The following is a 13,342-nucleotide window of genomic DNA, read 5'->3' as shown; positions in this document are numbered from 1 at the left end:
AATTTGTTATTTGAAACGTAACAGTATTTTGAACAATATAAAGGAGGAGTTAACAGCATGAACAAAAAACGCTGGGCAGCACTCGGAATTGCTGCGGGATTATTTATTGTTTCGATTATTATTAATTTTTTATCCGCGTCCGTGTCTAAGGATTTTGAAACTTCATTGAATGATTTGTTTGCGATGAATGACAAAATGTTTTCAGAACAAGTGATCGAAAAAGGCAACCATTTGAAGAAAATTGCTGTACTGAGTGTTAATGGAGTCATTCAAGATACAGGTGATGCAATGCCATTATTTGAGAACGGCGGATACAATCATCAAGCTTTTATGAAACAGCTTGATCATGCAAAAAAAGATAGAACTGTTAAGGCTATTATTATAAAGGTTAATTCTCCTGGCGGCGGGGTAGTTGAAAGTGCGGAAATTCACGATAAAATTGTGGAAATCCAAAAAGAAACGAAGAAGCCGATTTACGTTTCTATGGGGTCGATGGCAGCTTCAGGAGGATATTACATTTCTGCTGCAGCTGATAAGATTTTCGCAAGCCCTGAAACATTGACAGGTTCTCTTGGGGTCATTATGCAAGGAGTGAACTATGCCGGCCTTGCCAAAAAGTACGGAGTTGACTTTGTTACGATTAAAAGTGGACCATTTAAAGATATTATGAGCCCAACAAGAAAAATGACAGAAGAAGAGCGTAAGATTTTGCAGTCAATGATTAATAACTCTTATGAAGGTTTTGTAAAAGTAATCTCTGAAGGACGCGGAATCCCGGTCGAAAAAGTAAAGAAAATCGCTGATGGAAGAATTTATGACGGACGCCAGGCAAAGAAATTAAATCTAATTGATGGATTTGGTTACTTTGATGATGTTGTTAAGATTTTGAAAAAAGACCATCATTTAAATGGTGCTGAAGTTGTCAGTTATACGGAAAACCTTGGATTTGGCTCTTTATTCAAAATGAGTGCGCATAAATTAATGGGAGAAGATATGGAAATGGCCGGCATCTTGAAGTTGCTTTCACATCCGAATTCTCCTAGACTAATGTATCTATATGCTGAGTAAAGGGGGAAGAGAAAATGAATTCTAACGATTTTGGGAATCAAAATCATATTGGTTCTGAACAAAATAATACGGGAGAATTATCAGATCAAAGCAGCAATGAGAACTTTTCTTCTTTCACAGAGGGGTCAAACTCATCCGTTCCTAAACAAGTAAAAATGCCAGCTGAGCAAACGATTTTCCGTTATGCTGGATTTTGGATGCGGTTTTGGGCATACCTTCTTGACCTGCTAGTAATCGGAAGTATTGACCGAATGATCGTGAACCCGTTATTCAGGCTTTTTGATTTGCCCCTCCATGAACTAAGCATGTTTGCTCCAATATCAATTGCGACAGCAATTACATTCTATGGTTACTTTCTATTAATGACCAAATTTTTCGGCCAAACATTGGGCAAAATGGTATTTGGACTGAAAGTTATCGATCTTGATGGCGGTAAATTAAGTTGGGGGACGGTCTTGTTTAGAGAGTGGATAGGGAGATTTATTTCCGCTACTGTTTTCGTCGGTTATGTTATTGTTGCCTTTCTTCCGAAAAAACAGGGACTTCATGATTTGTTTGCGGATACGACAGTTATACACGAAAAATAATGAATGAAACCTGCCAAAATTTACTGATGGCAGGTTTATTTTTTTTATTTGAGACAATAATAATAGGCTGAAAGGTTGTGAGCTTAGTGAAGTGGCTGGTCATTGCCTTAGCGATCCTGATTTTTTTATTGATTATCGTTCTTGCATCAAAGCTAACAATATATTTGAATTATGATCACGTTCAAGATAACGACCATTTAAAGTTGGATTTTAGAGCGTGGTTCGGCCTTATTAGATACAAGCTGAAAATCCCGCTTATCAAAATAGATGAGAATTCCCCTACAATCGTTTTGAAACAAGAAAAACAGACGGGACATCAGAAGAATCCCAGTAAAGAAGAGACTAAGCAATATTCGGCAGAAGACTTGCTTAATACTTTTAAAGATTCAAAAGAAATTCTTACGCATGTTATTGGACTTCATAAAATAATCCGCAAATTTTTGAAAAAGGTATCGATCAAACAACTCGAATGGTTCTCAGTTGCTGGTACCGGTGATGCAGCTTACACCGGCATGCTGATAGGAGCGCTCTGGGCAGTAAAGGTAAGCATTATTAGTGTCTTAAGCATCAATTTGAAATTGGAAGTAATGCCAAAAATATCTATTACACCAAACTTTCAGAGAGCATTTTCCCAGTCAACTCTCAAATGTATGATTCAATTTCAAGTCGGGCATGCTATATTAGCAGGATTAAAACTGATTAAATATTGGAAAGGCGGAAGGCCAAAGTTTCGATCGAAGGCGCTGTCAGCCTTTTCTAATGATAAAACAAAATCCGTCTAAAAAAGGAGGATGCAGAAATGTCCGAACATCCTATTCAAGGATTAATGACAACTGCGATGGAAAGTCTGAAAGAAATGATTGATGTTAATACAATAATTGGTGATCCCGTTGAAACCCCGGATGGAAGCGTAATATTAACTGTTTCAAAAGTTGGTTTTGGCTTTGCAGCAGGCGGAAGCGAATTTGTCATAGACGAAACAGGATCAGGGTCCTCACATGGTCAGGGACTGGGACAAGGCCATTCCAAGCATCCTTTTGGAGGAGGAAGCGGCGGCGGTGTCTCTATTACGCCAATCGCTTTCTTGATAGTTAATTCGAAAGGTGTAAAAATGCTCCATCTTGATGAAAGTACACATCTTTATGAAAAAATATTGGATCTTGCACCGCAGGCCGTTGAGAAAATCAGGCAAATGTTTGATCAGAAAAATGATTCGAACAAAAACAAGTATCAAGAGCATCAGAACAGCACATTTAACGAATCAAAACAAGATTTGGATTTTTAAAGTATGACTTGAGTTAACTTTCTTTTGAAGGTTAACTTTTTTTGTGAAAAAAATCTTTTAATTGCAAAAAAGATTCTAAAAAGATATGATTTACACAGTACATATGTTTTTTAAGGAGGATGAGTTCAGATGGCATCAATCACTTTCAAAGGAAACCCTGTAACTTTATTAGGAAATGAAGTAAAGGTTGGAGACAAAGCTCCTGATTTTAAAGTATTAGCTAACGATTTGTCTGAAGTAACTTTAGCTGATACAAAAGGCCAGGTCCGCTTAATCAGCGTTGTTCCTTCTCTCGACACAGGTGTTTGCGATGCACAAACCCGTCGATTTAATGAAGAAGCATCGAAGCTTGATAACGTGAAAGTATTAACAATCAGCGTTGATCTGCCGTTTGCCCAAAAGCGCTGGTGCGGAGCAAATGGAATTGAAAACGTCCAAACACTTTCTGACCACCGCGATCTTTCTTTTGGTGAAGCGTACGGAGTAGCAATTAAAGAGCTTAGATTATTGGCCCGCGCTGTATTTGTTATTGATTCTAATGACACCGTTACATATGTTGAATATGTGAGTGAAGCAACAAACCATCCGAACTATGAAGCTGCAATCGAAGCTGCTAAACAAGCTAAGTAATTTCACATGTTGAAGGCCCCGTGTTGACCGGGGTCTTTTTTATGCAGCCGTCAAACTTGTCTCCCTTAAAAAAGCCCGTTACAATAAAACAATAGAAATAGAGCGGGAGGAATGTTTTTTGGGTATCTCTGCTGTAGAGAAATTATTTACTGTATTTAATGAAACAGCACAAATATTGCAAGAAGAATTATCATGTACATATTTGGATGCCCTGGCTGAGACCGGGGAAAATTTGTTTCAGGACACAGTTCTGCAAGAGGAATTAAGTGAAATCACGGTTAAAAGGCTTAGAAAAAAATATAAAGAGATTAACTTGGAGAAATATAGCAATGAAGAAATTCGGAAAGCATACCAATTATCGATCTTAAAAGGCATGAAGGAAAACGTGCAGCCGAACCATCAAATGACACCAGATGCTGTCGGCATGCTTTTTGGTTATTTAGTGAGCAAGTTTATAAAAGCACCATCATTCAAATTATTGGATCCGGCGGTCGGCACTGGAAACCTTTTAACAACGGTTCTTAACATGCAGCCAAATAAAACGATTGAAGCGACAGGAATTGATATCGACGATCTATTAATAAGATTGGCTTATGTAAATGCAAATCTTCAATCCCATCCAATTCAGTTGTTTAATCAGGACAGCCTTCAGCCGTTATTTGTTGAACCTCAAGATGCTGTTATTTGTGATTTGCCTGTTGGATATTATCCGGATGATGATCGGGCTGCAGAATACGAATTAAAGGCAAAGTCTGGACACTCATATGCGCATCATTTGTTTATTGAACAAAGTACGCGGTATTTGAAACCTGGCGGATATATGTTCTTATTAATCCCAAATGGACTTTTCGAAAGTGATCAGGCTTCACAGCTCCATGATTTTATAAAGGAATATTTGGTCATCCAGGGTGTTCTTCAACTTCCATTATCGATGTTTAAAAACAAAAATGCTTCAAAAAGTATTTTTATCATTCAGAAAAAAGGGGATGACGTAAAACCTCCGAAGCAGGTGTTGCTCGCAGAATTACCTACACTTTCAAATGCAGCAGCTGTTGATAAAATTTTTCGCAAAATAGAGGCATGGATCAATGAAAATAAATAAACGCTTTATCAAACCCTGTAGAGATGCAGGGTTTTTATTTGTTTTATGAGAAGCTGTAATACTTTTTAAAAATTGCTAATAATTTTGGGAATTACAACTTAAAAAAGCGGAAAATATCAGAATATATTTACTTTGTGCAGTAAATCACATTTACCTTGAAAAGTATAAATTTTAGTGATTAAATGTGTTGTTGGAAGATATATTTGGTGCCAAATGTACAAACTAACGTTGTACTAAAATGGGCATCATATCACAGATGTTGTTTTATTAAAGGAGCGGTAGTGTAAATGTCAAAAATTATTGCTATTAATGCCGGCAGTTCTTCTTTAAAATTTCAATTATTTGAAATGCCAAGTGAAGAAGTAGTTACAAAAGGACTAATTGAACGTATTGGTCTAAATGATGGGATATTTAATATTACCGTTAACGGTGAAAAAATAAAGGAAGTTAGAGATATTCCTAACCACGAAGAAGCTGTTAAGCTTTTGCTTGATAAGCTTACTACTCTTGGAATCATTAAATCACTGGATGAAATTGAAGGAATTGGGCACCGTGTTGTACATGGCGGTGAAGTATTTGATGATTCTGTCTTAATAACTGAAGAAGTTTTGAAAAAGATTGAGGAATTATCAGAACTCGCACCTCTTCATAACCCGGCTAATGTAACCGGTATCAAAGCGTTCCAGCAAGTGCTTCCAAATGTTCCTGCTGTTGCAGTATTTGATACAGCATTCCACCAAACAATGCCGGAAAGCTCGTTTTTATATAGCTTGCCTTATGAATATTATGAAAAATATGGCATCCGCAAGTACGGATTCCATGGAACTTCTCATAAGTATGTCTCCCAGCGTGCAGCTGAAATGCTTGGACGCCCAATTGAGCAATTGCGTTTAATTTCTTGCCACCTTGGAAATGGGGCAAGTATTGCAGCCATTGAAGGCGGAAAATCAATTGACACATCCATGGGTTTCACACCGCTTGCAGGGGTAACGATGGGAACACGTTCAGGTAACATTGACCCAGCGCTTATTCCATTCATTATGGAGAAAACAGGAAAAACAGCTGACGAAGTTCTCGATATATTAAACAAAAAGAGCGGATTGCTAGGTATTTCCGGATTTTCCAGTGACCTTCGTGATATTGAAGCTCAAGCTGCTCAGGGAAATGAGCGCGCTGAGCTTGCACTTGAAGTATTTGCGGACCGCATTCATAAATATATCGGATTGTACGCTGCCCGCATGAACGGTGTAGATGCAATTATCTTTACAGCCGGAATCGGTGAAAACAGTGATGTTATCCGTGCCAAAGTGTTAAGAGGTCTTGAATTTATGGGTGTATACTGGGATCCTTCTCTGAATAAGGTTCGCGGACAAGAAGCATTTATCAACTATCCACATTCTCCGGTAAAAGTTATGATAATCCCGACAAATGAGGAAGTAATGATTGCTCGTGATGTTGTACGACTGGCAAAATTATAAAAGACAAGAGGCATTGCCTTTTGTCTTTTTTCTATTTTGCTGGCTGAAGGGAAAACGACGCCGAGGATATGGTATACTTTAGGAAAATATGCTGTTACTAGGGGGCTTTTTTCCATGGCATTAACAGAACGGGAAAAGGAAGTTCTAAATGAAATAAGAGGTTGGGAAAATAAGCTGTATAGTTATGTGAGAAATGATTTAGAGGCAGCTTATGAAAAATATTTGGAGTGGTCGTTCGATTTGCTTCCGGATGAAGCACAAAAACAAATCTTTTCCGTACTGGACAATTGGCTTTTTCATCTTCACGCTCTTATCCAGGGATCGCAATTGCAAAACGATGCAAAGGAAAGAATCCTGACGGCAGGCCGGGTATTCCAGGAAGATATTCATACAATATCAGATTTAAAAAAATTACATATTGATCAGCTTCGTTACATAGCTCATCAGCAAATTTCACGGCATCGGCTATATTCATTCGTGCAAGGAGGTTTATCAGGTACGGGGAGTGTTTTGTTACTTGGAACCGATCTCCCTGCAATGGCTGTCATTAACCTTCGGGCTGTTCAACTAATTGCAATGACCTATAGTTTTGAAGTCAATACGCCATTTGAAATGATGACGGCTCTAAAAGTTTTTCATGCGGCAACTTTGCCTGCCAGGCTGCAGGGGCAGGCATGGGAAGATTTAATGGCGGATTTAGAAAAAGTAAATGATTATTACTTTTATGAAGGAAAAGAAGAACTGACAAATGTTACATGGCTTGAACATCCTCTTAAGCAGGTTTTAAAGGGAATTTTGATTCTATTATTTAAGAACCGTTCTGTTCAAGGAATCCCTTTTATCAGCATGGCAATCGGGGCTGGAGTAAATTATCAATTAACAAGAAAAGTCACTGATTTTGCCCAAAAATATTATCAAATGAGATATTTATTAGAAAAAAGCGGAGGTTTTCAATGAGCACAACGGAACATAAGAAAGAGGCGCCGAGAAAAGTAAAATGTAAAGTGATCACCGTAAGTGATACACGAGATAAGCAAACAGATAAGAGCGGAAAATTGATGATCGAGCTTCTTGAAGGTGCCGGCCACTTGATCATCGATTACGTTATAGTAAAAGACGAGGAGATTGCGATTAGGGAAGAAGTATTAAAAGGCTGTCAAGATTCAGATATTGACGTGATCTTGACAAACGGCGGGACTGGCATTGCCAAACGCGATGTAACGATTGAAACAGTCAGCAGCCTGTTTGACAAAGAAATCCCCGGTTTTGGCGAGCTGTTCCGGATGCTCAGTTACCAGGAAGACATCGGCTCGGCCGCGATTTTATCTCGGGCAGCGGCAGGGGTAATTAAAGATAAGGCTGTTTTTTTAACTCCTGGATCAACCGGTGCCGTGCGGCTGGCAATGAGCAAATTAATCCTGCCGGAACTGGGACATGTCGTCAGGGAATTGCGAAAAGACTTATAAAGAAGAAAATGGGCTGACACAATAGTTGAGGGTCAGCCCATGTCTATTGGTGCAGCTTTTGTGTAATATCTTGATTAGTCCTGTACCAAAGCCACAAGTCATTAATTATTGAAGCCAGATCGGCTATTTCGCTATTCAGTTGGCACGATCGTTTGAAATCACTTTCGTCCGATAATTCGGCTTGTTTTTTATTAATGATGCTCTCAAGTTCTGCAATTCGATCGGGAATTCTGCCGCGAATTTTTTCCCAATAGAGAAGAATCGATTGTTGTGTTTCCCGGCTGTATTCGTCCCAATCTTTTGTTAGCGATGGAACAGGAATTCCAAGCCGCTTATCTTCCGTAAAGTATTCCACCATGATAAAGCCCCCACGCTAATTTGTTATCCTTATTTTACATTACATGAATGGAAGCTTCTATAGGTTGTTCTTCATTTGCTGCAAAAATTGCTTTGACTCCTTTCGGGATGCCCAGCGATTCCCATTTATCTTTTTTCAGCCATTTTCCTTTATTTTTTTATTTGCAAAATGCCTGTATATAAATTAAATTCTATACATTTTTTAGAATAACTATTGAAATTTTTCGTAAAAGTTGTTAAAGTTAATACCAATTAGTGAATAAAAATATAGTTAATTGTATATTTATTCGTATAATGAGGAGGAATCATTGTGTCTAAACCAAAAGTTGTTCTCGCATATTCAGGCGGTCTTGATACTTCGGTAGCAATTAAATGGCTGGAAGAGCAGGGGTATTCGGTGGTAGCTTGCTGCTTGGATGTAGGCGAAGGGAAGGATCTTGAATTTGTTCAACAAAAGGCGCTAAAAGTTGGAGCCGTTCAATCATATGTTATTGATGCCAAAGAAGAATTTGCAAATGAATATGCCTTGATGGCGCTTCAGGCGCATGCTTTATATGAAGGAAAATATCCGCTTGTATCGGCATTGTCACGTCCGCTTATTGCAAAAAAACTGGTTGAAGTTGCCGAAAAAGAAGGAGCGGTTGCTGTAGCACACGGATGTACAGGCAAAGGGAATGACCAGGTTAGATTTGAAGTATCTATAAATGCATTAAATCCTGAGCTTCAAGTACTTGCACCGGTACGTGAATGGAGCTGGTCGCGTGAAGAGGAGATTGAATATGCTAAGAAACATGGAATTCCGATCCCAATTGATCTTGACAGTCCGTTTTCTATCGATCAGAATTTGTGGGGCCGCAGCAATGAATGCGGGATTTTAGAAGACCCGTGGGCTGCGCCGCCTGAAGAAGCATATGAATTAACCGCGAGCCTTGAAACGACACCTGATGTTCCGGATATAGTAGAAATCGGATTTGAAGAAGGGGTCCCTGTCACATTAAACGGGAAACATTATTCTTTAGCACAATTAATTTTAGAACTGAACATCCTAGCTGGCAAACATGGCGTAGGCCGTATTGACCATGTAGAAAATCGCCTCGTCGGAATAAAATCCCGTGAAGTGTATGAGTGCCCAGGAGCGATGACATTGATTAAAGCGCATAAAGAACTTGAAGATTTGACTCTTGTTAAAGAAGTCGCCCACTTTAAGCCAATCATTGAAAAGAAAATTTCCGAAATTATTTATGAAGGTTTGTGGTTTTCTCCATTAAAGGACGCTCTCGCTGCATTTTTAAAAGAAACGCAAAAACATGTAACAGGAATTGTTAGAGTCAAGCTCTTTAAAGGCCATGCCATTATTGAAGGAAGAAAATCACCTTACTCTCTATATGATGAAAAGCTTGCTACTTATACATCAGATGATGCTTTTGACCATAGTGCAGCTGTCGGTTTTATCAAATTGTGGGGTCTGCCGACAAAAGTGCAAAGCATCGTAAATAACAAGAAGGTGACAGTGTGAAAAAACTTTGGGGTGGAAGGTTTACAAAATCTGCCGAGGAATGGGTAGATGAGTTTGGGGCTTCCATTACGTTTGATAAGGAATTAGTGCTTGAAGACATTGAAGGCAGCAAAGCACATGCTGCCATGCTGACTGAATGCGGCATTCTTACGAAAGATGAAGGCCATCTTATTATTGAAGGATTAAATAGATTAAAAGAAAAGGCATTAAAACAAGAGCTCTCTTTTTCTATTAAGCTTGAAGACATTCATCTTAATCTGGAAAGCATGCTGACTGAGGAAATCGGACCGGTTGGCGGCAAACTGCATACAGCAAGGAGCCGGAATGACCAGGTTGCTGTGGATATGCATTTATATTTGCGGAAACAAGTTCTGATCATCATTGATTTAATCAATGAGTTTCAGGAAGCTCTCCTCGAAAAAGCAGAAAAGCACGTTGAAACAATTATGCCTGGTTACACCCATCTTCAACGGGCCCAGCCGATTTCGTTTGCCCACCATTTAATGGCCTATTTTTGGATGCTGGAAAGAGATAAACAGCGGTTTTCAGAAAGTCTGAAAAGAATTAATAAATCGCCTCTTGGAGCAGGTGCGCTTGCAGGAACGACTTTCCCGATTGACCGAGAGTATAGTGCTGAGTTGCTCGGTTTTGAAGGCATTTATGAAAATAGTTTGGACGCAGTGAGTGATCGCGATTTTATCCTTGAATTTTTATCGGATAGTTCGATCTTAATGATGCATCTATCAAGATTAAGTGAAGAGATCATTTTATGGGCGAGCCAGGAATTCAGCTTTATTGAACTTGATGATAGTTTTTCAACCGGAAGCAGCATTATGCCGCAAAAGAAAAACCCGGATATGGCGGAGCTGATTCGCGGGAAAACGGGAAGGGTTTACGGTAACCTTATTGGATTGTTAACAGTCTTAAAAGGGCTTCCTCTTGCTTATAACAAAGATATGCAAGAAGATAAGGAAGGAATGTTTGATACGGTCAAAACCGTCACAGGCTCATTGAAGATTTTCACTGGAATGATCCGTACAATGAAAGTAAATAAGGAACAAATGGAGCAGTCGGTAAAGAATGATTTTTCAAATGCGACAGAACTTGCTGATTATCTTGCGGATAAAGGGGTTCCTTTCCGTGAAGCACATGAAATTGTAGGAAAACTTGTGCTATCATGTGTTCAAAAAGGCTGCTTTTTAGCTGATTTGCCATTAGAGGAATTTAAAGCATCAAGCCCTTTATTTGAAGAAGACATTTACGATGCTTTAAACCCTTACAATGCTGTTAAACGGCGCAATAGCGCAGGAGGAACAGGTTTTGCTGAAGTCTATAAGGCCATCGACAAAGCAAAGAAATATCTTAGAGCTGAAAATTACGGAGACCAGTAATGGAAAATATCTTGGAACTGATAAGCACGCAAACCAGTGATGGAATGCGTGCTTGCAGTTGGCTGAATTTTTCAGATAATTTATATCTTTCAAAAAAATAGATCTCTGTCTACATATAAAAGGGGCCGACTTATGGCCTCATAAATCGGGCTTTAATTTTCGGAAAATTCAAGTGATTTAAACAATTTGTTAAGTACCATTCAATTTAAGTAAGAGGTTAGTTAATTTTGAATAATATGGAACAAAAAGGAGGAGGTTTGTTCAGATGAGATCTGGCAATGCCGCAGCGCTTAAAAAGGAGGAGGAGGTATTATATTCATCTCGTCCTAATTATTGGGTTAAAATGAGGGGGAAGGGAAGAAGTCCTTTAAAAGCAAATGTAAAGGATGCTATGACTGGATTTATTGGGGGATTTATAACTATTTTAGTTCTGGCAGTTTTAACAAAGATCACGCCGGCAACTTTGTTAATGGCACCATTTGGAGCAAGTTGTGTATTAGCATTTGGTGTATGGAACGCTCCTTTATCTCAGCCGAGGAATATTATAGGCGGACATTTCATTTCTACGCTAGTAGGTTTAACGGTGTACCATTTTTTAGGTAATGAACCATGGACTATCGCTTTAGGAGTAGGATTAGCAATAGCAATCATGATGATGACAAAAACAACTCATCCGCCTGCTGGGGCAGATCCAATTGTTGTGATACTTGGAGCTTACAAATGGAATTACCTAATTACTCCAGTATTAATTGGCTCAATAGTCATTGTTTTAATAGCGGTATTAATCAATAATTTACGCAAAAATAGAGAATATCCGACTTTCTGGATATAAAACTCTCATACACATTACTCTAATAAGTAATAGATTTTGCCGAATTCTATAAGTCCATCGTCAATGCAAATAATTTCTTGAAACTGAAAGCACGCAAACCATTAATGGAATGCGTGCTTTATATTGTTTAAATTAGGTTATCTTTTTCGGTACGGATAACGAGGACATCACATGGAGCATAACGGGTGATATGCTCTGAGAATATCTCTTTCTTTGTTAATATTATACAGTTCCCTTTTTGTGAATATCTGTAACAAAAAAACGAACAATAATTTTGTAAAGATATATTTAAGGGGCATAATATTTAATGAAAAAACATATTTATAGATTTCGATTTATTATTTAAGTTGTTGGAGATTTGAATTATTTTTGGTAAAATGTAAGTGCTTTCATTTATGAAAGAGTATAGAAATATTTCTTTTTCTTTCGCAAGAAAGGTGTTATTTTACAATCGGCTTCGGCTTTATTTATTAAGGGAGGTTTTAAATATGCGAATTGGAGTACCTGCAGAATTAAAGAATAATGAAAACCGTGTGGCAATGACTCCTGCAGGTGTTGTTAACCTTGTTCATTTCGGACATGAAGTTTATATTGAAAAAGGAGCCGGACTTGGTTCTGGATTTACAGATGAAGATTATGTTTCAGCCGGGGCAAAAATTGTAGATACGGCAGAAGAAGCATGGTCGATGGATATGATTATGAAAGTGAAAGAACCTCTTCTGAGCGAATACCGCTATTTCCGTGAAGGTTTAATTTTATTTACATACTTACATTTAGCTCCTGAACCGGAATTAACAAAAGCCTTGATTGAAAAGAAAGTAGTTGGCATTGCTTATGAAACTGTACAATTGCCAAACGGTGCTCTTCCTTTATTGACACCAATGAGTGAAGTAGCCGGACGGATGGCCCCGCAAATCGGCGCGCAATTCCTTGAAAAAGTTAATGGCGGAAAAGGAATTTTGTTATCCGGCGTCCCAGGTGTGCAGAGAGCAAAAGTAACTATTATCGGCGGCGGTATGGCCGGAACTAATGCTGCTAAAGTGGCGATCGGGCTTGGTGCAAAAGTAACGATCATTGATTTAAATCCCGATCGGCTTCGCCAGCTTGACGATATTTTTGGATCAGATGTTACGACGCTTATGTCAAATCCTTATAACATAGCAGAAGCGGTTAAGGAATCGGACCTTGTCATTGGCGCTGTACTAATTCCTGGTGCAAAAGCTCCTAAACTTGTTACAGAGGATATGATCAAATCAATGACACCAGGATCTGTTGTTGTCGATATTGCGGTCGATCAGGGCGGAATTTTCGCGACGACTGACCGGATTACAACTCATGACAACCCTACTTATGTAAAGCATGGAGTAGTCCACTATGCAGTTGCTAATATACCTGGTGCCGTTCCGCGTACGTCTACAATCGCTTTAACGAATGTTACCGTTCCATATGCCATTCAAATTGCTAATAAAGGCTATAAGCAAGCATGCCTTGATAATGAAGCCCTTTTGAAAGGGATTAACACTCTTAATGGTAATGTTACGTACAAGGCAGTTGCAGAAGCGCATAATCTTGAATATGCTGATACAAAAACACTTCTTGAACAAATGTAAAGAACAAAGAGGCTGTCTCA

At 38.7% G+C, this 13,342-nt stretch carries 14 protein-coding genes; 13 read left to right on the top strand and 1 reads right to left on the bottom strand.

Annotated features, from left to right (window positions below):
• Positions 1-57: 57 nt before the first annotated feature.
• The 9 genes from sppA to BMMGA3_RS12725 all read left to right on the top strand — a co-directional run bounded on the left by sppA (position 58) and on the right by BMMGA3_RS12725 (position 7,616).
• Positions 58-1,068 carry a signal peptide peptidase SppA gene (sppA, locus tag BMMGA3_RS12765; RefSeq protein WP_003347397.1) on the top strand — a complete coding sequence of 337 codons (1,011 nt, stop codon included), beginning with the start codon at positions 58-60 and terminating at the stop codon, positions 1,066-1,068.
• Between the two features lie 14 nt (positions 1,069-1,082).
• Positions 1,083-1,655: an RDD family protein gene (locus BMMGA3_RS12760; protein ID WP_003347398.1), complete on the top strand. Its 573-nt coding sequence runs from the start codon at positions 1,083-1,085 to the stop codon at positions 1,653-1,655.
• A gap of 86 nt (positions 1,656-1,741) precedes the next feature.
• Positions 1,742-2,437: a DUF2953 domain-containing protein gene (locus BMMGA3_RS12755; protein WP_003347400.1), complete on the top strand. Its 696-nt coding sequence runs from the start codon at positions 1,742-1,744 to the stop codon at positions 2,435-2,437.
• 17 nt (positions 2,438-2,454) lie between these two features.
• Positions 2,455-2,940, top strand: a complete 486-nt coding sequence (ytfJ, locus tag BMMGA3_RS12750) for a GerW family sporulation protein (RefSeq protein ID WP_003347402.1) — start codon at positions 2,455-2,457, stop codon at positions 2,938-2,940.
• Between the two features lie 129 nt (positions 2,941-3,069).
• The gene (tpx, locus tag BMMGA3_RS12745) at positions 3,070-3,570 is read left to right on the top strand and encodes a thiol peroxidase (protein WP_003347404.1); all 501 of its coding nucleotides are present in this window, start codon (positions 3,070-3,072) and stop codon (positions 3,568-3,570) included.
• A gap of 118 nt (positions 3,571-3,688) precedes the next feature.
• Positions 3,689-4,672: a class I SAM-dependent methyltransferase gene (locus BMMGA3_RS12740; protein WP_003347406.1), complete on the top strand. Its 984-nt coding sequence runs from the start codon at positions 3,689-3,691 to the stop codon at positions 4,670-4,672.
• Positions 4,673-4,959: 287 nt separating this feature from the next.
• Positions 4,960-6,150, top strand: coding sequence for an acetate kinase (locus BMMGA3_RS12735; protein ID WP_003347410.1), 1,191 nt, complete (start codon positions 4,960-4,962; stop codon positions 6,148-6,150).
• Between the two features lie 114 nt (positions 6,151-6,264).
• Positions 6,265-7,107 carry an EcsC family protein gene (locus BMMGA3_RS12730; RefSeq protein ID WP_003347412.1) on the top strand — a complete coding sequence of 281 codons (843 nt, stop codon included), beginning with the start codon at positions 6,265-6,267 and terminating at the stop codon, positions 7,105-7,107.
• Positions 7,104-7,616: a MogA/MoaB family molybdenum cofactor biosynthesis protein gene (locus tag BMMGA3_RS12725; protein ID WP_003347414.1), complete on the top strand. Its 513-nt coding sequence runs from the start codon at positions 7,104-7,106 to the stop codon at positions 7,614-7,616. Before BMMGA3_RS12730 ends, BMMGA3_RS12725 begins: the two co-directional genes overlap by 4 nt.
• Before the next feature lie 43 nt (positions 7,617-7,659).
• On the opposite strand, the gene BMMGA3_RS12720 is transcribed toward BMMGA3_RS12725, so the two are convergent.
• A complete protein-coding gene (locus BMMGA3_RS12720) occupies positions 7,660-7,974 on the bottom strand; it encodes a hypothetical protein (RefSeq protein WP_003347416.1) in 315 nt (104 codons plus the stop codon).
• 309 nt (positions 7,975-8,283) lie between these two features.
• Here BMMGA3_RS12720 and BMMGA3_RS12715 point away from each other — a divergent pair, with 309 nt between their 5' ends.
• The 4 genes from BMMGA3_RS12715 (at position 8,284) to ald (ending at position 13,322) form a co-directional block, all read left to right on the top strand.
• Positions 8,284-9,489 carry an argininosuccinate synthase gene (locus tag BMMGA3_RS12715; protein ID WP_003347419.1) on the top strand — a complete coding sequence of 402 codons (1,206 nt, stop codon included), beginning with the start codon at positions 8,284-8,286 and terminating at the stop codon, positions 9,487-9,489.
• Positions 9,486-10,880, top strand: a complete 1,395-nt coding sequence (argH, locus tag BMMGA3_RS12710) for an argininosuccinate lyase (RefSeq protein ID WP_003347420.1) — start codon at positions 9,486-9,488, stop codon at positions 10,878-10,880. Before BMMGA3_RS12715 ends, argH begins: the two co-directional genes overlap by 4 nt.
• 265 nt (positions 10,881-11,145) lie before the next feature.
• Positions 11,146-11,712 carry an HPP family protein gene (locus BMMGA3_RS12705; RefSeq protein WP_003347424.1) on the top strand — a complete coding sequence of 189 codons (567 nt, stop codon included), beginning with the start codon at positions 11,146-11,148 and terminating at the stop codon, positions 11,710-11,712.
• Between the two features lie 488 nt (positions 11,713-12,200).
• Positions 12,201-13,322 (top strand): alanine dehydrogenase, encoded by a 1,122-nt coding sequence (ald, locus tag BMMGA3_RS12700; RefSeq protein ID WP_003347426.1) that lies wholly within the window; start codon positions 12,201-12,203, stop codon positions 13,320-13,322.
• Positions 13,323-13,342: the final 20 nt, after the last annotated feature.

The sequence above is a fragment of the Bacillus methanolicus MGA3 genome (assembly GCF_000724485.1).
Lineage (GTDB): Bacteria > Bacillota > Bacilli > Bacillales > Cytobacillaceae > Bacillus_Z > Bacillus_Z methanolicus_A.
This window is presented reverse-complemented; position numbering and strand designations above follow the sequence as displayed.

What these genes read in the sequence shown, in the direction of transcription:
- sppA (WP_003347397.1), top strand. Translation starts at nt 58, where the DNA reads ATGAACAAAAAACGCTGGGCAGCACTCGGAATTGCTGCGGGATTATTT.
- BMMGA3_RS12760 (WP_003347398.1), top strand. Translation starts at nt 1,083, where the DNA reads ATGAATTCTAACGATTTTGGGAATCAAAATCATATTGGTTCTGAACAA.
- ytfJ (WP_003347402.1), top strand. Translation starts at nt 2,455, where the DNA reads ATGTCCGAACATCCTATTCAAGGATTAATGACAACTGCGATGGAAAGT.
- tpx (WP_003347404.1), top strand. Translation starts at nt 3,070, where the DNA reads ATGGCATCAATCACTTTCAAAGGAAACCCTGTAACTTTATTAGGAAAT.
- BMMGA3_RS12735 (WP_003347410.1), top strand. Translation starts at nt 4,960, where the DNA reads ATGTCAAAAATTATTGCTATTAATGCCGGCAGTTCTTCTTTAAAATTT.
- BMMGA3_RS12730 (WP_003347412.1), top strand. Translation starts at nt 6,265, where the DNA reads ATGGCATTAACAGAACGGGAAAAGGAAGTTCTAAATGAAATAAGAGGT.
- BMMGA3_RS12725 (WP_003347414.1), top strand. Translation starts at nt 7,104, where the DNA reads ATGAGCACAACGGAACATAAGAAAGAGGCGCCGAGAAAAGTAAAATGT.
- BMMGA3_RS12720 (WP_003347416.1), bottom strand. Translation starts at nt 7,974, where the DNA reads ATGGTGGAATACTTTACGGAAGATAAGCGGCTTGGAATTCCTGTTCCA.
- BMMGA3_RS12705 (WP_003347424.1), top strand. Translation starts at nt 11,146, where the DNA reads ATGAGATCTGGCAATGCCGCAGCGCTTAAAAAGGAGGAGGAGGTATTA.
- ald (WP_003347426.1), top strand. Translation starts at nt 12,201, where the DNA reads ATGCGAATTGGAGTACCTGCAGAATTAAAGAATAATGAAAACCGTGTG.